Below are 20,385 nucleotides of genomic sequence, written 5' to 3'. Positions count from 1 at the left end.
TTCAGGCATCGGTGGAATATTCGACGGAGTCTGATTATTGACCAATACCCGCAAGTGGTTCAGGAAAATCGAGCGTCACATAATCTGATTCGATGGATAAAGACCGGCAAGCCGCGCTATCACCACACCCACGTAAAAGACCCCTGAAAACTCTTCAACCATCACAAGTGAACGAGCGTGATTGGTTAACGGGATAAAATCACCGTAACCGGTTGTTGTGAGGGTCGTAAGACTAAAATAGATCAGCTTGAAGAAGTTTCCGGGCTGGACGAAGTCAAGGTGGCCAGGGCCGAATGAACCGGCGCTGGACATCTCGACCAAGGCATATACGAATGACCAGACGAACGCCAGCAGGATGTAACCTGCAAGCGCGCCATGCAGTTTGTCCGCCGTAATGGGCCCGCGCTTGAGAACATAGCGAAGCACTCCGCTGAACGAGATGGCAAGAGACGCTGTATAAGCCATCCCGGCAAGTTTAAGAACGGCGACACTCCCAGCCCACAATGCCCCCCATAGAAGGCCGACCCCCAGCAACGCCAGACACAGTTTGAGAATGGCTCCCCGCCGAGTCTGCCTGGTGGCGAAAGCGCCCACGAGCAGCACGGTTGAAAACAGAATGGCGAGCAAGATGCGGTCAAATATGCCCTCTTCAAGAAAGGGAAACAGGAGGATCAATCCCACTAAGAGCAGCAACAGATAAGTGCAGGGCCCCAGCCCTATGACAATCTGACCTAAATCCGCATCGGATTCGGTTTTATCTTGTGGATGGGTCATATCGCCTCCCTGAGGCCGAATAGTTGCTTTATATGGCGTCTATGTTCGAATTACATGACCCCCTTCCCTGTCTGTGCCGGTTTTTTCAAGGGCCCGAGACGCCCGCCCCCATCAACGCGCTGCAAGTTACTCAAGTGCCTGATGAAACCACTAGTGTTGACGCCGATAAAAAGCCCGTTTCACAAACTCGGCCGACACCATGTACACCAGACTGATTGCCAGCATCAGCAACAGGATATGGAATGGCAAAGGCACCAGGCCGAACCAGGGGGCTACCGGGCTGTACGGCAGACCTATGGCCAGCAGGCCGATGCCCAGTGCACTGACGATCAGCAGTTTAGCCGGGCGGCTTTGGTAAAACGGTTTGTAGGTGCGCACGATGAAGATCGTCAGCAGTTGAGTCAGCAGCGACTCAACGAACCACCCGCTGCGGAATACTGCAGGAACCATCTCCGCCAGCAGGTACAGGGCCACGAACGTCAGGATGTCGAACAGTGAGCTCACCAGCCCGAACACCACCATGAAATTACGTATCTGCTTGATGTTCCATCGGTGAGGCGTGCTTTCCCATTCCCGGTCAACGTTGTCGCTGGCAATCCCCATCGAAGGGATGTCGGACAGGAAGTTATTGAGCAATATCTGCTTGGCCAGCAGCGGCAGGAAGGGTAGCGCCAGGGAAGCAAGGGCCATGCTGATCATGTTGCCGAAGTTGGCACTGGAGACAATCGATATGTATTTGAGGGTATTGGCAAAGGTATGCCGCCCCTCTTCGATGCCTTCGCGCAGGACATTCAGGTCGTGCTCCAGCAGCACAAAGTCAGCGGCCTGTTTGGCCACGTCGGCCGCGTTGTCCACGGAAATCCCGATGTCGGCGACTTGCAGCGCCGGGGCATCATTGATGCCATCGCCCATGTACCCGACCACATGCCCGGTCTTTTGCAGGGCCCGGATGATGTGCTCCTTCTGATTGGGATCGACCTCGGCGAACAGGGTTGTCCGGGGGGCCAAGTGCATCAAGGCTTCATCTTTCATCGCCGAGAGTTCACCGCCGGTGATGATTCGCTCCACCGGCAGGCCCACCGCCTGGCCGACATGGTGGACGACCAGACGGTTGTCGCCGCTGATGATCTTCACTTGCACACCCAGCCCGTCCAGGGTGGCGAGCGTGTCCTTGACCCCGGGTTCCGGCGGGTCAAAAAACAACAAAAAACCGCGAAAGGTCATGTCCTTCTCTTCGTCGCGACCATAGTGCGGCTGATCGGGTAATGCACGGGTGGCAAGGCCCAGGACGCGAAAGCCCTGCTCGCTCCAGTTCGCGAAACGTTGTGCGATCGTCGCCAGTTCCGCGTCGTTCAGCGTGACAACCTGTTCACCACGGCGCAGGTGCGTGCAAACCTCAAGCACATTGTCCAGGGCGCCCTTGGTCACCATCAGCCTGCTGGCCTCAGGGGCATTGGCCACCACCACGCTGAGGCGCTTACGGACAAAGTCATAGGGCACTTCATCGAATTTGACGACGTCGGCGCTCGGGGCCAGGTCTTTGCCGGCCAGGGTGATGGCATCGTCCATCGCGTTACGCATGCCTGTCTGCAAACTGGAATTGAACACCGCCAGCTGCAGGACATCAGTGGCGGCGACACCCTCCACATCCATCGCAGCGTCCAGCACCACGACACCCCGTGTCAGCGTACCGGTCTTGTCGGTACACAGGATGTCCATGGCTCCCAGGTTTTCGATGGCGTTGAGGTGACGCACGATCACCCCTTTCGCCGCCATGCGCTGCGCGCCTTTGGCCAGCGTAATGCTGAGAATCGCCGGCAACAGTTCCGGCGACAGACCAATGGACAAGGCGATGGCGAATAGCAGCGTGTCGAGGGTCGGGCGATGCAGCAAGATGTTGATGCCGAACACGACGATCGTGATCACCAGCATCACCCGCAGCAACAAGGCACCGAAACGACGCAAGCCACGCTCGAATTCCGTTTCGGGAGGCCTGAGCGACAAGGTCTTGGCAATGTGGCCGATCTCGCTGTCCTGGGCATAGCGCGTCACAAGCACCTCGGCGGTACCGCTACGGACCGAGGTGCCCATGAACACACAATTGTGGCGCTGCCCCACGGTGGCCTCAGGGGCGCAATCACCTGGCAGCTTTTCGACCGGAAAGGTTTCGCCGGTCAGCAGGCTCTCGGCGATGAAGCAATCGAGGGCCTGCAGGATGCGGCCGTCGGCGGCGATCAGGCTGCCGGCGCTGAGTAACAGGACGTCACCTGGCACCACGTCACTGGCGGCAACCTCCAGGGTCTTGCCCTCCCGACGGACCGTTGCGCGCAAGGCGATCTTGTTGCGTAGCTGCTCCACCGCGTGGCTGGCACGATTTTCATACCAGGCGCTGAGGACGGCGCTGATCAGCACAATACACCCGACAATCGCCGCGTCGAGCCAGTCGCCCACCACCACGGCCACCAGCGCGCCGGCAATCAGAATAAGCACCAACGGCGTGCGCATTTGTTCCAGCACCAGCCTGGCCAATCCCTGTGGCCGGTCCTTGGCCTGGGGCGGTGCGCTGCGCAGTCGAGCCTTGGCCTGGGCCTGGCTCAATCCCGTCGGCTTGCTGTGCAAGGTGCTGAACAACTGGCTGAGCGACGGGCTCCAATAATCGGCGCAGACATCATGCGTCGGTTTTGTCGTGGTGGAATGCCATTCGCGATGCGCCAGCCAGAGACCGGGCAACATCGGTAACCAGAACGTCAGGCCGCGAAACAGCAGCGTGGCAGACAACGCTACGGCAACGTTCACCCCGACCCAATGCAACGTCACCACGGCTGCGGCTTCGAAGGCCCCAAGACCACCCGGCACAATGCCGATACTGCGCAGAACGCTGGCCAGCATGAAACCGGCAAACAACCCCAGGGGCGGTGCCGAGACACCCAACGCTCGCACCAGGACCCACAGCGTTGCACTGTCCAGCATGATGATCGCCAGTTCCAGCAACGTGATGCGCCAGAGCAAGGCGTGGCTGCGTACCAGCTGTCGATCCGCTCCGGTGAGCAACGCAAGGCCTTTGGCGATAATCGAAAAACGCTGCCCCGGCACATGGGTCGCCAGGCGTGTGTTGCCGGCCAGCCTTGGCGTGGCAACCGCCAGCATCAGGCTGACCGCCACGAACACCACACAGGTCACCAATAAAGCCGCCGTTGCATGCCCCTGGAAAATCACCACCGGCAGTGCCACGCCAACGGACAGCACATAGGCCAGGAAGTACCCGGACAAATCCAGTACAAGGCACGCCAGCACGACGGGGCTGGCGAACCCCAGGCGCACGAACGAGGCGACCACCGCAAAGGCCCCGCTGATGCCGGAAGACGGCAAGGCTTGATCGACAAACAGCTTCATCAAGCTGAGCTTGCCCGCCTCCCAGAGTGAAAGATGCTGAGCCCCGGCCTTGAGCACCACACGAAAAACCTGCCCCTGCGCCATATAGGTCAGGGCTTGCAAGCCAAAGGCCGCGATGAGCCACAGTGGCTCTGCCTCCGTCAGCAGGCGTGTGAAGGATTCGACGTCCGTGAATTGCAGTGCGACGCCCACCACCGTCGCAAACATGGCGGCTCCCAGCAGCCATGTCAGCCAGAGTGCAGGACGACTGAAATGCTGGCCGTCTTCCAGCGCAGTTGGAGGAGGAAAGTCTGGAATGGGTGATTTGACAGACATGCCGGGTCCCTGAGCAATGTGGCAGATCGCTGGATTCTGGGCCCGTGTGGGCGGACGGCATTGATTAATGTCAATCCCGCTTGCTCAAGCGGGTTCAGTCCGGTGGGACACTGCTGCCGGTCTCCGGGTACCCGCAGCGCTGAACAAGCCAACCGCGCCTAGGGGGAACGTATTATTGGCGCGTTATTGTTGATGAGGGTTTGTATGATCTCGACCGATCCGTTGATGGCAAATTGAACGCCCATGCACACCAATATAAAACCCATCAAACGGGAAATGGCATCGATACCCGACTCCCCCGTCACCTTCATGATCAAGTCCGACGCGCGCAAGCAACCCCAAAGCGTCAACGCGGTGACAAGGAAAATTAAAGGTGGAGCGGTCAGCAGCACCCATTGCGGAAAGGTGGTGTTGTTTTTAATGGTGGCAGAGGCACTGATGATCATTGCGATAGTGCCTGGGCCGGCTGTGCTGGGCATGGCCAGGGGGATGAAGGCGAAGCTGGTTTTTTTCGCCGCGCTATCGCCGCAAGCGGTTTCGCGAGGCTTGGGAAACAACATGCTCGAGCCGATCACGACAAGTATTCCACCACCGGCAATCCGCAAGCCCGGGATGGAGATACTGAATACACCCATCACGAACTCACCGATGTAATAGGTCACCAGCATAATGATGAAGACGTAAACTGCCGTCAGGAAGGCCTGCTGGTTTTTTTCTTCACGACTGAACCCTTGGGATAACGCCAGAAAAAGCGCCACGGTGGTGGGTGGATTGATCAATGGCAACAATGCCAACAACCCGAGCGTGACGGCGTCGAATAAATGGTTCATCCCTATCCACCCTGCAAGTCACTGAAAACACTTCTTGGTGCGTCATTATGGAATCAACTGGGTGTCGACACTTTCTATACAACTTCCATTTCGGGGCTGCATTCGAACGCCAGACAAGTAACGCCAGACAAGTCTAGGTGCGCTGTGGGTTTTCACCACTGACGGCGAGAATCTGGCCATCCATTGACTTAAATCAGATGACCCGACTACGCGCGAATCCAACGTAGATCATACTCACCGAACAAGTTAAGCACCGCTGACATCCGAAACCGGTCCCCGCACAGGCATGCCGTCGATGTATCAGAACCTCGCCCTCTTCGCCGCCTTCCTCCTGCTCTACAGCCTGTTTGCCGGGGGTATCGAGACGCGCCTGCTCAATGGTCCCCTGATGTTCATGCTCGTCGGCCTGATTCTTGGCCCGGCGTTCCTGGGCGTTTTGGCGCCCCGGATCGACAAGGACGGCCTGAAGATCCTCGCCGAGCTGACATTGGCGATCGTTTTGTTCAGCGATGCGGCCAATGCCGACCTGAAGATTCTCAAAGCCCACGAAGGATTGCCCATGCGCTTGCTGATGATCGGGCTGCCCCTGACGATCCTCAGTGGTTGGCTGGTCGGTCGCTGGCTGTTTCCGCAGATACCGTCGGTGGAACTGGCAGTCATGGCGACCCTGCTGGCCCCCACCGACGCGGCCTTGGGCAAGGCGGTGGTGAGCAATCCCAAGGTTCCCGGCGCCGTGCGTGAAGGGTTGAACGTCGAGAGTGGGCTGAATGATGGCATCTGCGTGCCGGTACTGTTGATGTTCCTGGCGTTGCTGGTCGAAGAGCAGACCCGATCCCCCCTGTCACTGGCCGCAGAGCTGTTCGTTGAGGAACTGGGGATCGGTGCCGTCGTCGGGCTGGCCCTGACGTTCATCGCCTGGCTGATGTTTCGCTACGCTTCAAAACAGGATTGGCAATCCCCCATATGGTCACAACTGACGCTGCCCGGACTCGCCCTCTTGTGCTTTGCCACAGCGCAAACGCTTGGTGGCAGCGGGTTTATCGCCGCGTTCGTCGGCGGGTTACTGGCGAGCAGTCTGTTTTCCGAGCAAAAGCATCGCCTGCTCGAGTCCAGCGAAGAATTCGCCACGCCGCTATCGGTCATTACCTGGATCGTGTTCGGCGCGCTGGTCATCCCTCGAGTCTGGGGCAATCTCACCCCGGCCATCTGGCTCTATGCGGTGCTGAGCCTGACGGTGATTCGCGTGCTGCCGGTACTGATCAGCCTGGCAGGCACGGCCTTCGATTACGAAACGCGATTGTTCATCGGTTGGTTCGGCCCACGCGGACTGGCCACCATCGTCTTTGCCATCATGATCCTGGACTACCCGCTGGAGGCCATACGCACGATAGGCGCCATCGCAGTCTGCACGGTTCTACTCAGCGTGGTACTGCACGGCTTGAGTGCCAATCCATGGGGCTCGCGGCTGGCCCGTCGCGAGCATTGATTGACTTGTACAACTTTACCCCTAGGCTTCAGGCTTATCTGTACAGAATTTCTGACGTGTACAACATTGCCTGGAACCTGCCATGTCCGCCCGCCCGCCCTCTTTCGCCAAGACATTCGCAACGCTTACCCCAGTCTCGACTATGCGCCGCATGTCGCCGCCGAGCGCCTGATGTCGAGCCGGGCATGGCTGATCGCCAACGCGCTATGGATGCAGGCCGGCTGGTGGAGCTGTGTGCTGGGCGCCAGACACCCCTGGCTGCTGATGCTGGTCGCGGCCGGCCTGGTGATCCATGTCGCGATCTGTCCACGGCCGGGCAAGGAAGCCACTGCGCTCCTGCGCGTGGGCGTGGCCGGTTGGCTGATGGATGCCAGCCTGGGCGCGCTGGGGGTTTTCGAATTTGACCAGCGGCCTCTGCCTCTGTGGCTGGCACTGCTCTGGCTGGTGCTGGCGAGCGGGCTTCGCCACAGCCTGGCCTGGGCCCGGAAGCCGATGTGGTACGGCGTGCTGCTCGGCCTGATCGGTGGACCGCTGGCGTACTTCGCCGGGGCGCCACTGGCCGGGGTCGGTTTGCCTTGGGGTTCCCTTGGCACCGCCCTGGTGCTGGGGCCGCTGTGGGCAGCAGCTTTGCCCCTGGCCCTGAGACTGGCCGCACCGCGTTGACAAAATCAAGCCAGCCGCTATGGCTGGCGGCGGAAGAACAGACTCACCTGCCCCAATTCGACGCCCAACTTGCTCATGCTCGAACGATTGATCAGGGTGTCGTCGTCCATCAGGTACATCCAGTCGTCGAAATCCACTTCCCAATGCTTGTCATCCACCGGCAGGTCAAGGCGATAGCGCCAGCGCAGCGCGTTGCCGGCGACCTCGCCCCGGGCTTCGCCAATCACATCGCTCGCCCGGCCACGCCAGCGCATGGGGCCATCCGGTTCCAGGGTCCAGACCCGCTGCTGGCGCGTACCGTCGCTGTAGACAAACCGCTCATCGAGGATCAGGCGCTGCCCCTCTCTATGGCTTTCGATCTGGACGTGGAAGCGCTTAAGCACTTCGCCCGAGCGATTCTGGTAAAGCCCCCAGGCTTGCACCGGTCGGGAAAAGAACGCCGCCAGATCCAGAGTCGGGCGCTCCCGGGCGTAGTGTTCCACGCCGACATTGCCGCAGCTGGCCAGCAACAGGCTGCCCATCAGTAACAGTATTCGCCACATGTCTATCTCCTGTTCAGCAGGCTGGTATTCAGAACGCTCCTATGCAGCAGGACCGCCCTGCCCCAGCAGGCGTTGGCGCAACTGTGGATCTCGCGCCCGCGGGTCGAGCCAGATGTCGAAAAACGCACGGGCGAATCGGGCATCAGGCACTTGCCGGTGAAGCCGGTCGTCGACGTAAAACGTGCAGCCTTTGCCAGGCAGGTAGACCCCGGTAATGCGCATGCCGGGCTGAACATCAACGAAGGCCTCACGCATTTCAGCGGACCATCGTTGCAGGGTGGCATCGTCCAGGTTAGCCCCGCCCAGGCGACGCATTTCATCCAGGCTGGCCTCGACCAGGGTGTCCCTTGACAGTGCACGGCGATACGTCAATTCGAGCGCAAAGGGCTGACTCCACGCCGGCGGCGCCTCGGAGCTCCACAAGCGCGCGGTGTACAGGCTCATGCCAAACCAGGTGAAATCGCCCCGGCCGACCAGACGTGCCTCGGGGACGGATGGGCGCCAGTCCGCCGAGGCCGGCACCGAGAGAATCAGCAACAGCAGACAAGCCTTCGACAGGCGATGTTTGAAAATACGTCTTGCGTCAGCCACGTTCATCAGCGCCTCCTGCTTGCAGTTAAATATTGTACAAGAGTAGCTGTTTGTATAGCTTTATGCCGAGCAGCGGCAAAAATTTGTACAACGTTTGCGGTGAACGCCTCCCCTATGCAGGTGAGTTTTGACTTTGCGCGATAGACCTGGAGGTTTTCCATGGCGACACGCGCCAGGCAGTTTCGTCTGGCTCAGTTCGGGTCCAGCAAGCCGCCGCTCCAGTTACGCGATACCCGGCGCCCGGTAAACTTGGCCACGCCCATGCCCTGGGCAATCAAGCGATCGCGAAAGCGGGTGACCAGGCGCCCGGTTTGCTCGGCATACAACACCACTTCCGACGACGGATCACCCGGCCGGCGCAGAATCCGTGCAAAGCGCTGTCCCTCTTCGACGATATCGCCCAGCTCCTTTTCAAAGATCAACACCCCCGGCTGCGGCGCAATGATGGTTTCCATGTGGCCCATTTCCACCGCTACGACAGGCCAGTCAGGGGGTGTGCGTGCCTCATCGATCACCCCGTAACCGCACAGCCACGTATACAGGCCCTCGGCATCCTGCTCGGCGAATCGATCGTTGACATCGCCCTGCCCTCGCAACTCCAGGGTCGCGGCCATGCGCTGGTCGGTCCTGCCTTCGCTCAGCCACGGGGCAATGATGGTTTCTTCGAACGAACCGTCGCCGCCCTCATCCCAGATGATCGCGACGTCCATTTTCATCGCCGCCGCCAACGCGCGACCACGGGGCCAGAAACGGCGATGAACGTAGAGGTAGGGCAACGCTTCGTCGTCAGTGTGCAGGTCGAGCATTACGTCGGCGGGCGCCGCCAGCTGCACCAGTTTTTTCTGCCATTGCTGGACGTTGCTCATCGACCGCTCCATCGCCGCCGACTGGTCGAAACCCCGGTTGAAGTTATGCCCGGTGGCGTCGTGGTAACGCCCCAGAATCCGCCCCTGGCGAAACTGCCCGATGCCCAGCGGATTGGCCTGCGGCACCACGGTCACGCTGCCCTTGAGCTGCCCCCCGGCCTCGGCGACCCGCAGGCGCTGCATCAACAGATGCAGGACCAGCATCCCGGCGATTTCGTCGGCATGCACACCCGCCTGCAAATGCACCTTCGGCCCGTGGCCATCGCCCTCGAAACGCCAGGCACCGACCTGCACCGGTTCGCCGTTGTTGTTGTGAACGTTGAACGAAATATCCTGAACCATGCACTAGCCCTCCCCTGATGAGCGTTAACAATCGAGGTATTGCCGCTGTCGAAGCTGGAGATTGAACACACGTTCAACTAAGCTCGCCAGCGTGGAACCACTGCCAAGGAATCCCCTGTGACCACCACCGTCCCGAAAAACCGCCGCGCCGAGCCTGACGAGCGTCGCGAATTGCTGGTCGCCGCCACCCTGCGCTGCCTGGGCCGCGACGGTCATGCCGGGATTTCCGTGCGGCGCATCGCCACCGAGGCCGGGGTTTCCGTCGGTTTGCTCAATCATCATTTCGGCAGCATCGATGCGCTGATTGCCGACACCTATCAGAAACTGGCGAGCGAACTCACCACGGCACTGCTCCAGGAAATCGAGCAGGCCGGCACACCCGCGCAAAAAATGGATGCGTTTCTCGTTGGCTCGTTTTCACCCAGGGTCATGGACCCGAAACTGTTGGGCGTCTGGGTGGTGTTCTGGAGCCTGATCCGCCATTCCGAACACGTCAGCCAGTCCCACGTCAAAACCTACGGCGCGTACCTTGATCTGCTTTGCCAATTGCTCGACGGCATGGCCGCCAGTGAAGGCTTCAGGATTGACGACACGCGCCTGGCCGCCATCGGCCTATCGGCGATGCTCGACGGACTCTGGCTCGAGTGGTGCCTCAACCCCGAGACCTTCAGCGCCGCCAACGGCCTCCATATCTGTCGTTGCTGGATAAAGGGGTTGCGTCACGGAGCATTCAGCACCGACGACGTCCTGTGACGGATGCCGGCCGAAGATCATCGCCAGGGTGCCGCTCACGGCGATCAACCCGGCACCGATCATCAACGACACATCCATCAGCGTGCCCCAGATCAGGCTCGACAGGGCAAACGCCCAGATCAGCCCGGTGTACTCAAACGGCGCCAGCAAGGTCGCCGTGGCGCGGCGGAAACTGGCGAACAGCAGGAACTGACCGATACCACCCACCAGCCCTGCCCCGACCATCCCCAGCCAGGCCGGTGTCGGCGCAGGGGTGTAGGTCCATGGCAGCGCCACGACCATGCACAATACGAACACCACGTTGGTGATCAGCATCTGCTCCAGCACGGAAGTCTGGTCATCCACTTGGCGCAACTGGATATAGGTGAGGGCCCAGCACACCGCTGCCAGCAGCGTCAGCACAACCGGCAGTGGTTCATTCATGTTGTCCGGGCGGCAGGCGATGACCACGCCGACAAAACCGACGATCAGGCTGAACCACTGCCAACCGCTGGCACGCTCCTTGAGAATCACCGCTGCCAGCACCGTGACCATGATCGGCGCCGAAAAATACAGGGTGGTCATTTCCGCCAGGGTCAGGTCACGGGCCGCCGTGTAGTACAGCAGCCAGGCCACGATCGACAGCAGGCCGCGCACCACCAGCAAGCGCCGGCTCGGTGAGTACCAGGCCCGCTGGATCAGACGCGTGCGTCCCGCGGCCAACACCACGGCGACCACCACCAGGGCACGCCAGAACAGAATGGTCACCACGGAGTAGTCAGCCACCAGCCACTTGATGGCCGCATCCTGCAACGTCAGGAACGCGTAGCCCAAGGTGCACAGGCCAATGCCCTGAAGCGAACGGTCAACCCGTGGCGAACTCATCAGGCTGACCTGCGCACGGGCGTGCCGCGCCGCTCGGCAAAGGCAAACAGCGCCTCGATCAGGAACGTCAGGCAGACATACACGCCGGCCACCAGCAACAGCGGCTCATAGACTTGCAGGGTCTGCGCCCGAACCACGTTGGCCGCGCCCAGCAAGTCGATCACCGCAATGGTCGAGGCCAGCGCCGTGGATTTGAGCAGCATCACGGTTTCCCCGGCCAGGGTCGGCAACAGCAGGCGCAACGCCCGTGGCAAGCGCACCCGCAACAAGGACTGACGCGGGGTCATGCCAAACGCCGAAGCCGCTTCCATCTCACCCTTGGGCACCGCCAGCAAGCCACCACGAATGACTTCACCGACGTAGGCGCCCACTGACACCACCAGGGCGAACACGATGTACCAATAACCATCGCGCAGGTAGGGCCAGAGAAAACTGCCACGGATCAGCGGGAACTGCGCAAACAGACTGCCGAGGCCGTAATAGAAGATGTAGATCTGGATCAACAGCGGCGTGCCGCGCGTGACGCTGGTATAGAACAGGCTGACCTTGGCGATCACCCTGTTTTTCGAGATCCGGGCCAGCGCCACCAAGACGGCCAGCGCGTAACCGAACACGCTGGAAACCAGCAGGATGGTAATGGTTGTTTGCAGCCCCCGGCCCAACAGCGCCGCGTATTCAACTGTCCACGCTGGAATCATGTCATTCACTCCGCCAATGGCATCCAGCGACGAATGCGTCGCTCGAGCCGTCCCGACAGGTAGTTGGACACCAGCGTCACCGCGTAATACAAGGCGGCGGCCGTCAGGTAGAACAACAGATAGTGACGCGTCGAACCCGCGCCTTGTTTGGCGGTGTAGAGCAACTCGTTGGTGCCGACCACACTGATCAGCGCACTGTCCTTGATCAGGTTGATCCACAGGTTGGCCATCCCGGCCATCGCATACGGCGCCATGATCGGCAGCGTGACGCGGCGGAACAGCCCGAAGCCGTGCAAGCCGAAAGCCTTCGCCGATTCGATCTGACCGTAGGGAATCGCCTGGATGGCCGCCCGGAAAATCTCCGAGGCGTAAGCCCCCTGCACCAGCCCCAGCACCAGGATCGCCGCCAGCGGACCGCTCAGGTTTACCGCGTCGTAACCGAGGCTGGCCATCAGCGAATTGAGCAACATGGACCCGACGTAGTACAGGAGCAGAATCAGCAACAACTCCGGCACCGCCCGGAACAGCGTGGTATAGACCCGCGCCACGGCCGCAATCGGCTTGGGCGCGCCCAACTTGAGGCAGGCCACGACCAGGCCGATCGCCAGTCCGACCACAAAAGCCCCCGCCGAAATCTGCAGGGTCATCCAGAGTCCCTTGAGCAGCGCCCCGCCCCATCCTTGTTCGGTGAAATTGATCAAATCGAACATTGCTGGCATTTCACTCTCCGGTTAGCAAACATCAACCAACTGACGTGATCCCTGTAGGAGCGAGCTTGCTCGCGAAAATCGTTAACGATGATGCGGCTTCTCTGACGAACCGCGTCGCTCTTGCGTTCATCGCGAGCAAGCTCGCTCCTACAGGAGTTGGGTGTTGCCGTCAGAACGTCGGTTTCACGCTGGTACCGAAGTAGCTTTGGGAGAGGTCGTCATAGTCCTTGCTTGCCAGCAGGGCTTTGATCGCCGTATCGAGTTTGGCCTTCAGTTCGGTGTCGTCCTTGCGCAGGCCGGCGCCTACACCCTTGCCGAAGATCGGGTCGTAAGGCACCGCGCCGAGGTAGGCCAGGTTGCTGGCAATGGCATCCGGGGTCTTGACGAAAGACGCCATTGCCGTGCCGTCGGCCATCATCAAGTCGATACGCCCGGCGATCAGGTCGGCGTTAGCCGAGTCCTGGGTGTCGTAGTACTTAACGTCGGCGATTTTTTCGTAGTAGGTCTTCAGGTAGCTGGCGCTGACGGTCGAGTTCTGTACGCCGATGGTCTTGCCCTTGAGGTCATCCGGGTATTGGGTCACGGCAGTGCCCTTCGGCCCGACCAGTGCGACAACCGAGTCGTAATAGGCCTTGCTGAAGGCGATCTGTTTTTCCCGCTCCTCGGTCACCGACATCGAAGAGAAAATCACGTCGATCTTCTTCGCCAGCAACGACGGAATGATCCCGTCCCACGCCACTTCCTTGATCTCGCATTGCGCTTTCATTTCGCTGCACAGCTTGTGGATCAGGTCGACTTCAAAGCCCTTCCACTCACCGTTGGCCTGTTTCTCGGTGTACGGCGGATAGGGTTCGGCGGCGACCGCGAACCTGATGGGCTGCGCTTGGGCCGCACTCATGCCTGCGAGCAATACGCAGGCCGCGCCGGTCAACCAGTGTGCAAAACGTCGATTTCCCATGATGTATTCCCGTCTTTTTATGTGTTAGCGAGTTTGATGAGCGTTGACGAATTGTCGGCAGCGCTCGCTGCGTGGGTGTACGAACACTTCGTCCGGCGAACCGGTTTCCTCGATCAGCCCTTGATGCAGAAAGGCGACTTTGGAAGAGACATCGCGTGCAAAGGCCATTTCATGAGTCACCAGGATCATGGTCCGGCCTTCTTCGGCGAGAGAGCGGATCACCCGCAGCACTTCCCCGACCAGTTCCGGGTCGAGTGCCGAGGTGGGTTCATCGAACAGCATGACCTTGGGCCGCATGGCCAGGGCCCGGGCGATGGCCACCCGTTGTTGCTGTCCCCCGGAAAGAAACGCCGGGTACTCGTTGCGCTTGGCCGCCAGCCCCACGCGTTCGAGCAAGGCTTCGGCCCGTTCAGTGGCCTCGGCTTTGCTTTCGCGCAGGACCTGGGTCGGCGCTTCGATCAGGTTTTCCAGCACCGTGCGATGGGGCCAGAGATTGAAGTTCTGGAACACCATGCCCAGGCTTGAGCGGATGCGCACAAGCTGCTTGGCATCGGACACCAACGGTGCGCCAGGCCGCGTGTGGTTCAGGTGAATGCTTTCACCGTCCACCAGAATCCGCCCCTGATCCGGCACTTCGAGCATATTGATGCAGCGCAGCAAGGTGCTTTTTCCCGAGCCGCTGGCCCCGATCAGGGAGATCACCTCACCCTCGCGGGCCGTCAGGGAGACGCCCTTGAGCACCTCGATATTGCCGAAGCGCTTGTGCAGCTGTTCGACCTGAATCATGGTGCGTCCCGCGACCGGTTCGACCACCGCCGAAGGGGGCTCGGGGCTGATGATCGGCCGGGGCGCTTCACCGTTGAGCACCCGCACAAAATCGCGAATCCGCTGGCAGGCCTCCGCCAGGCGTTCTTCACCGAGGGTGAACGACAGCCGCACAAAACCTTGCGCCGGTTCGCCAAAGGCCGCGGCATCCAGTACCGATACCCGCGCCTCGCGCAGCAGGCGCCAGGCGAACTCCAGCGACGTCAGGCCGGTGGCGCGCACATCCAGCAACACGAACATGCCGGCGTCGGGTTTGAGCACGTCAATCCCCGGGCAATCCGATAAACCCGCCACCACCAGATCGCGCCGACGGCGATAAATGTCGCGCATGCCGTGGGTCACTTCGTCGTGGGCCTGCACGGCCTTGAGCGCAGCTTCCATGACAAACCCCGGCAAGCCGTAGAGCATGCTCAACACCAGGGTTTCGGCATGCGCCACCAGTGCGGGATCGGCCACGATCCAGCCGATGCGCCAGCCGGTCATGGCATGGGACTTCGACAGGCTGCCGATCACCACGCACCGCTCGGCCATGCCCGGCAAGGCGGCCAGGCTCAGGTGTTCGCGCTCGAACACCAGGCTCTCATAGACCTCATCCACCACGACCCACAGGTCATGGGCGATGGCCAGGTCGGCGATCGCTTGCAACTCTTCGCGGTTGAGCACCACGCCAGTGGGATTGTTCGGATTGGAAAAGAAAATCGCCCGGGTGCGGGGAGTAATGGCCTTGGCCAGCACTGCCGCGTCGAGGCGGAAATCGTCGCTCGCCGCACAGGGCACCCGCACCAGCGTGGCGCCGGAGGCTTTGAGGGTGGCTTCGTAGGTCACGTACATCGGATCGAGGGCGATCACTTCGTCGCCGGCACTGAGCAGGCACATCGAGGCAACGAACAGAGCATTTTGCGCACCGGCCACGGTAATCACGTTTGACGCTTGCAGCTCACGGTCGAACAGCTTGCCATAGCGTGCGGCGATGGCCTCGCGCAAGGCCAGGCGACCGGCGATCTCGGTGTAGTGGGTATCACCTTCGCGCAGCGCCTGGATGGCGGCGTCGGTGATGAAATCAGGGGTGGGGAAATCCGGGTCGCCGACGCTGAGGATGATCACATCCTCGCCGCAACGCCGTGCTTCAAACGCCGCATTGTGAATATCCCAGGCTGCAACACCTTGACCTGAGATCCGCTCAACAAAGGGTGAAAACCGCATGCCAGTGCCTCGTTCGAAATGAAGAAACGCAAGCCCGCAACCAGCCGGGAGAGAAGGTCGAACGAACATAGCCAAAGCTGAACACTCGTTCAACAGAATACTGATCAAGGTTCGCGTTCAGCGTAAACAGGTCGTTTTTGCGACAGTCGCGGCGTTTTTGCGTACAGGCCAATCCGGGCATGCAGAAGGCAGCCGGGCGACTATGCTCCTGTGAAGTTCCCCGGTCGGAAAACTGCCAATGCAATCAAATGCTTCCCTGCTGACGCGACCCGCCCGGCTATTGCTCTGCGGCGTGCTCGCTCTCGGCGGTTGCGTAAGGTTGGGGCCGGACTTTCAGCCGCCGGGCGAGGCCTGGGTCGATCACTGGAACACCCCGGCGATCGAGCACGCCAGCCAACGCGCCCTGCAACCGGACATCCGCCAGTGGTGGCAAGTCTTTGCCGACCCGGTGCTCGACCAGTTGATCGCCGCCGCGGATGCGCACAATTCCAGCCTCAAGATCGCCGGCCTGCGGGTGATGGAAGCTCGCGCGCAGTTGGGCATCGCCCAGAGCGGACGTTACCCGCAACTGCAACAGGTCGCCGCCGACAGTGTGTACGTCGACCGCCATCAATCCGGGGGCAACAACCCGGTCGACAGCCAGTTCTGGCAGCACAGCGCCGGGTTCGATATCGGTTGGGAACTGGATTTCTGGGGCCGTTTCAGCCGGGCCATCGAGTCTTCCGACGCCAGCTACTTCGCCGCCGAGGCCAACTATGAAGACGGCCTGGTGCTGCTGCGGGCACAAGTGGCGGACACCTACTTTGTCCTGCGCACCACCGAAGCGCGCCTGCGCGTGGCCAGGGAAAACGCGAAACAGCAGCTACGCAACTACGAGATCACCGAAAAGCTGTTCAAAAGCGGCCAGACCGCCGAGCTCGACCTGCAGGGGGCCAAGACCCAATACCTCGGCACCTTGAGCACCATCCCCGGCCTGGAAGACCAGATATCGCGCACCCGCAATGCCTTGACCGTGTTGATCGGGCAACCACCCGGCGCACTGCCGCTGGTCGTCCAGAGCACCGGGCTGATTCCGTTGGTGGACCGTGCCGTGTTGCAGGACGTGCCGGCCAATCTGCTGTTGCGCCGCCCGGACGTGCGCGCCGCCGAACTGAATGTCGCCGCGCAGTCCGCATTGATTGGCGTGGCCGAAAGCGATTTCTATCCGTCGCTGTCGTTGCTGGGCAGCATTGTCTGGTCGACCGATACCTTGAGCGGTACGTCGCGCAGTTTTGATCTGATCGGCGGACCCAGTCTGCGCTGGAACGTGTTCGACCATGGCCGTATCAGCAACAACGTGCGGGTCCAGGATGCGCGCTTGCAGCAATTGATCGAGGCCTACCGTGACAAAGTGCGTCAGGCGGCTCGCGAAGCGGATGATGCTGCCAACGGCTTGACCCATGCTTTGCAGCGCGAACGCATCCTGCGCGAGGCCGAAGGCGCGGCCAAACGCTCGCTGGACCTGGCCGTCATCCTGTACCGCGAAGGCTATTCGGATTTCCAGCGGGTGCTCGATGCCCAGCGTGCGCTGCTCGAACTGCAGGACAGCTACCTGCTCAGTCGAGGCGACGCGGTGAGTAATGTGATCGCCCTGTACAAGGCCATGGGCGGCGGCTGGTACAGCGCCCAGCCCAGGGTCGACGCGGCCACGCGCCAACAAATGGAACAACGCACGGACTGGGGCGACCTGCTGAACGAGCCCCCGGCCGAGCAGCCCGTCTCCCCCCTTGCCCAACCAGGTAAAAAACCATGAGTGAAGCCGCCTCCACCCCGCCGGCAGCGGACCCCGCCGCCGACTCGACGAAAAAAGGCGTGAAATGGGTCTTGCTGGTGATCGTCGTGAGCCTGGCCTGGTATCTGCTGGCTGACCGCTTCACGCCCTATACGCAACAGGCACGGGTCGGTGCCTTTGTGATTCCGGTGGCGGCGGAAGTCTCCGGCCGGGTGATCCGCGTCAACGTGCGCAACAACCAGGACGTCAAGGCCGGCGACGTGATTTTCGAGATCGACCCGCAGCCCTATCAGATCGCAGTCGACCGGGCCCGGGCGGACCTTGAGTCCACCCGTCGTCAGGTCGGCGCCAGCACCGCCGGCATCGCCTCGGCGCAAGCCAACTTGCGCGCGGCGCAGGCCAACGAACTCAAGGCCACGCAGGACAACCAACGGCTGGAAGGCTTGTATCGCCAGGACCCCGGAACCATTTCCGTGCGCCTGCTGGAAGTGTCCCGCGCCAACCGCGAACAGGCCGTCAGCCAGGTCGCCGCCGCCCGCGCCGAAGTCCAGCGCGCCCGCGAGCAGGAAGGCGGCAATGAGGAGTCCAACGCCCTGCTGCGCAGCGCCGCAACCGCCCTGTCGAAGGCTGAACTGGATCTGTCCAACACTCAGGTCCATGCACGCTCAGCCGGTTTGATCACCGACCTGCGTACCGACGTCGGCCAGTTCGCGGCGGCGGGCAACCCGGTGATGACCCTGATTGCGATCCACGATGTCTGGATCAGCGCCGACATGACCGAAAACAACCTCGGCCTGATGCGCCCAGACAGCCCGGTGTTGATCGCACTGGATGCGTTGCCCGGCGAAGTGTTTGCCGGGCGCGTGCGCAGTATCGGTTATGGGGTCAGTGTCGGTCAGCCCACTGCACCCGGCAGCTTGCCCACGGTGCAGAACAGTCGCGACTGGTTGCGTCCGGCCCAGCGTTTTCCGGTGGTCATCGAGTTCTCGCCGGACGCCTTGGCCATGCTCAAGGACAACCGTGCCATTCGCGCCGGCGGCCAGGCCGAGGTCATGGCCTTTCCGTCCGAGGGCAATGTCCTCAACCCTCTGGGCCGGATGTTTCTGTGGCTGATGAGCTGGCTGTCCTATGCCTACTAAACGCCCGCCACGGGTTCAGCGCGCGTTGCGCCTGGCCAGCGGCACCGCGCTGTGCCTGGCCGCGAGTTTCGGCCTGGCGTTGCCGATCCCGTTCCTGGCGCCGGTGCTGGGTGCCTTGCTGCTGGTCAGCCTGAATCGTCCGTTGCCATTCAAGGCAGCCCTGGTACTGGCGGTGACCGCGATGCTAACCACCGGCATCGGCCTGCTGTTGATCCCGGTGCTGCGGTATTACGCCTTCAGTGGCGTCCTATTGATCGGTCTTGGCCTGCTCATGGTTTTTCGATATGGCCTGCGCGGCGGCAACAACCTGGTGGTGACCTTTCTGGTGATCGGCCTGACCATGATCCCCTCGGCCGGGGTCGCGGACTTCGGTCTGGCAGCGATGGTCATCAAGGCGCTGATCTGTGGCTTGCTGCTGGCGGTGATGATCGGCGCATTCAGCCACTGGCTGTTCCCCGAACCGGAGAATGCCCCAGCGCCGCCGCCCGCCGCCACACTACCGGAGGCCGACGTCGACCGGGTGGCGCTACGGGCCACCCTGATCGTGATGCCGACCTTTCTGCTGGCGCTGATCGATCCCGCCAGCTACTTGCCCATCGTCCTCAAAGCCGTCAGCCTCGGCCAGCAGAGCTCCAGCACCAATACCCGCGACGCCGCCCGCGAGCTGATTGGCTCGACCTTGCTCGGCGGGCTGCTGGCGATCCTGTTCTGGAGCGCCCTGAGCTTTTTCGTACACCTGTGGATGTTCTTTCTATGGATGCTGCTGTTCGCCCTGGTCCTGGCGCGCAAGCTCTATGGCCTGAGCCCGGGCCGGTTGAGTCCGGGCTTCTGGCTCAATACCCTGGTCACGCTGATTATCCTGCTGGGGCAGTCGGTTCAGGACAGCCTGTTGGGCAAGGACGTGTACACCGCGTTCGCGATTCGCATGGGGCTGTTTATCGCGGTGACGCTGTATGCGTGTGTGATGGTGCATTGGCTCGATCAGCGACCAGCCACAAAAATCATCGCGAATCAGCAGCTGCTCAAGGATTAACCTGATACCCCTTGCCCTGTAGACAGCTTGTATAAGCGGTGGACGTGGTCGAGGCGTTGGTTTTCTCCTGGGCACGCCGCTCCTGACGCTGGCGCGAACCACCGACGACGGCACCTGCGGCGGCCGTCTGTTTGGCGCGATTCTGCCGGTAATCCTGCTTGGTATTGTCATCGACGCGATCATATATCTCGTCATGCTGGTTTCCCCGAACCTGCGCCGCCGTGGCCCCGGCGGCCGCCCCCGCCGCCGCGCCCTTGACCCGTCCACCGGAAGGCGTCGAGGTCGTCGATGTACTACTGGCGGCGATGCTGTTGCATTCATTGATGTCGAGTTGGGTCTGTTGCGAATTCTGGCCCTTCATCGGTACGACCGTTTGTGCCCAACCCTGGGCACTGAAAACCGACAATACGACGCACAGGCCGATGGGCGACAATCTGTTCATGATGTCCTCCGGATGGGCGCGAGTGGCCCTCAGAGAGTGTAGATCAGCCCTCCTCGCCAACCTCCATGAGCATGCAATTTCCGACCCCTTGCACCGCGACCGCCTCCAGGCCGGCCGGGTGGCGGTGCCGTTGATGCGAACCCCAATTCCCCTTGTGGGAGCGAGCTTGCTCGCCATGGCGTCAGGT

17 protein-coding genes and 1 pseudogene are annotated in these 20,385 nt (G+C 61.3%); 6 read left to right on the top strand and 12 right to left on the bottom strand.

Translation table 11 applies throughout. The features are described from left to right. Positions 1-75 precede the first annotated feature (75 nt). From AC1Q6D_RS09545 to AC1Q6D_RS09535, 3 genes are all read right to left on the bottom strand, one after another. Positions 76-774: an ion channel gene (locus AC1Q6D_RS09545; protein WP_103403122.1), complete on the bottom strand. Its 699-nt coding sequence runs from the start codon at positions 772-774 to the stop codon at positions 76-78. Positions 775-924: 150 nt separating this feature from the next. After that, entirely contained in the window at positions 925-4,482 is a 3,558-nt protein-coding gene (mgtA, locus tag AC1Q6D_RS09540) for a magnesium-translocating P-type ATPase (protein ID WP_103403121.1), read from the bottom strand. 158 nt (positions 4,483-4,640) lie between these two features. Beyond that, positions 4,641-5,312: a MarC family NAAT transporter gene (locus AC1Q6D_RS09535; RefSeq protein WP_103403120.1), complete on the bottom strand. Its 672-nt coding sequence runs from the start codon at positions 5,310-5,312 to the stop codon at positions 4,641-4,643. A 295-nt stretch (positions 5,313-5,607) separates the two neighbouring features. On the opposite strand from AC1Q6D_RS09535, the gene AC1Q6D_RS09530 reads away from it, so the two are divergent. Together AC1Q6D_RS09530 and AC1Q6D_RS09525 are read left to right on the top strand one after the other, a co-directional pair. After that, positions 5,608-6,798: a cation:proton antiporter gene (locus tag AC1Q6D_RS09530; protein WP_103403119.1), complete on the top strand. Its 1,191-nt coding sequence runs from the start codon at positions 5,608-5,610 to the stop codon at positions 6,796-6,798. 171 nt (positions 6,799-6,969) lie between these two features. After that, a complete protein-coding gene (locus AC1Q6D_RS09525) occupies positions 6,970-7,461 on the top strand; it encodes a DUF2878 domain-containing protein (RefSeq protein WP_103403210.1) in 492 nt (163 codons plus the stop codon). Positions 7,462-7,478: 17 nt separating this feature from the next. Here the strand turns inward: AC1Q6D_RS09525 and AC1Q6D_RS09520 are convergent, their stop codons facing one another. The 3 genes from AC1Q6D_RS09520 to AC1Q6D_RS09510 form a co-directional block, all read right to left on the bottom strand. Then, positions 7,479-8,003, bottom strand: a complete 525-nt coding sequence (locus AC1Q6D_RS09520; protein ID WP_103403118.1) for a DUF3833 domain-containing protein — start codon at positions 8,001-8,003, stop codon at positions 7,479-7,481. Positions 8,004-8,042: 39 nt separating this feature from the next. Continuing rightward, positions 8,043-8,600, bottom strand: a complete 558-nt coding sequence (locus AC1Q6D_RS09515) for a chalcone isomerase family protein (protein WP_103403117.1) — start codon at positions 8,598-8,600, stop codon at positions 8,043-8,045. A 185-nt stretch (positions 8,601-8,785) separates the two neighbouring features. Continuing rightward, complete coding sequence (locus AC1Q6D_RS09510; protein ID WP_103403116.1) at positions 8,786-9,802, bottom strand: M14 family metallopeptidase; 1,017 nt, start codon at positions 9,800-9,802, stop codon at positions 8,786-8,788. A 117-nt stretch (positions 9,803-9,919) separates the two neighbouring features. Here AC1Q6D_RS09510 and AC1Q6D_RS09505 point away from each other — a divergent pair. Then, positions 9,920-10,459, top strand: a pseudogene (locus AC1Q6D_RS09505) (TetR family transcriptional regulator C-terminal domain-containing protein); the annotation flags it as partial. On the opposite strand, the gene AC1Q6D_RS09500 reads toward AC1Q6D_RS09505, so the two are convergent. The 5 genes from AC1Q6D_RS09500 to AC1Q6D_RS09480 all read right to left on the bottom strand — a co-directional run bounded on the left by AC1Q6D_RS09500 (position 10,415) and on the right by AC1Q6D_RS09480 (position 15,813). Further along, positions 10,415-11,419 (bottom strand): DMT family transporter, encoded by a 1,005-nt coding sequence (locus tag AC1Q6D_RS09500; protein WP_103403114.1) that lies wholly within the window; start codon positions 11,417-11,419, stop codon positions 10,415-10,417. The pseudogene AC1Q6D_RS09505 and the gene AC1Q6D_RS09500 overlap by 45 nt on opposite strands. Further along, positions 11,419-12,117 carry an ABC transporter permease subunit gene (locus tag AC1Q6D_RS09495; protein WP_047538681.1) on the bottom strand — a complete coding sequence of 233 codons (699 nt, stop codon included), beginning with the start codon at positions 12,115-12,117 and terminating at the stop codon, positions 11,419-11,421. Before AC1Q6D_RS09495 ends, AC1Q6D_RS09500 begins: the two co-directional genes overlap by 1 nt. Positions 12,118-12,122: 5 nt before the next feature. Beyond that, positions 12,123-12,836, bottom strand: a complete 714-nt coding sequence (locus AC1Q6D_RS09490) for an ABC transporter permease (protein WP_103403113.1) — start codon at positions 12,834-12,836, stop codon at positions 12,123-12,125. A gap of 160 nt (positions 12,837-12,996) precedes the next feature. Beyond that, positions 12,997-13,785, bottom strand: coding sequence for a transporter substrate-binding domain-containing protein (locus AC1Q6D_RS09485; protein ID WP_103403111.1), 789 nt, complete (start codon positions 13,783-13,785; stop codon positions 12,997-12,999). 24 nt (positions 13,786-13,809) lie between these two features. Continuing rightward, on the bottom strand, positions 13,810-15,813 hold the full coding sequence (locus tag AC1Q6D_RS09480; protein WP_103403110.1) for an aminotransferase class I/II-fold pyridoxal phosphate-dependent enzyme: 2,004 nt from the start codon (positions 15,811-15,813) through the stop codon (positions 13,810-13,812). A gap of 238 nt (positions 15,814-16,051) precedes the next feature. Here AC1Q6D_RS09480 and AC1Q6D_RS09475 point away from each other — a divergent pair, with 238 nt between their 5' ends. The 3 genes from AC1Q6D_RS09475 to AC1Q6D_RS09465 are packed head-to-tail and all read left to right on the top strand — an operon-like array spanning position 16,052 to position 19,756. Continuing rightward, positions 16,052-17,605, top strand: coding sequence for an efflux transporter outer membrane subunit (locus tag AC1Q6D_RS09475; protein ID WP_103403109.1), 1,554 nt, complete (start codon positions 16,052-16,054; stop codon positions 17,603-17,605). Further along, entirely contained in the window at positions 17,602-18,723 is a 1,122-nt protein-coding gene (locus AC1Q6D_RS09470) for an HlyD family secretion protein (protein ID WP_103403108.1), read from the top strand. Before AC1Q6D_RS09475 ends, AC1Q6D_RS09470 begins: the two co-directional genes overlap by 4 nt. Continuing rightward, entirely contained in the window at positions 18,713-19,756 is a 1,044-nt protein-coding gene (locus AC1Q6D_RS09465) for a DUF2955 domain-containing protein (protein ID WP_103403107.1), read from the top strand. The genes AC1Q6D_RS09470 and AC1Q6D_RS09465 overlap by 11 nt, the downstream gene beginning before the upstream one ends. Here the strand turns inward: AC1Q6D_RS09465 and AC1Q6D_RS09460 are convergent. Then, a complete protein-coding gene (locus tag AC1Q6D_RS09460; protein ID WP_103403106.1) occupies positions 19,746-20,198 on the bottom strand; it encodes a YMGG-like glycine zipper-containing protein in 453 nt (150 codons plus the stop codon). The genes AC1Q6D_RS09465 and AC1Q6D_RS09460 overlap by 11 nt on opposite strands. Positions 20,199-20,385: the final 187 nt, after the last annotated feature.

Source organism: Pseudomonas sp. MT92 (assembly GCF_058792515.1).
This window is presented reverse-complemented; position numbering and strand designations above follow the sequence as displayed.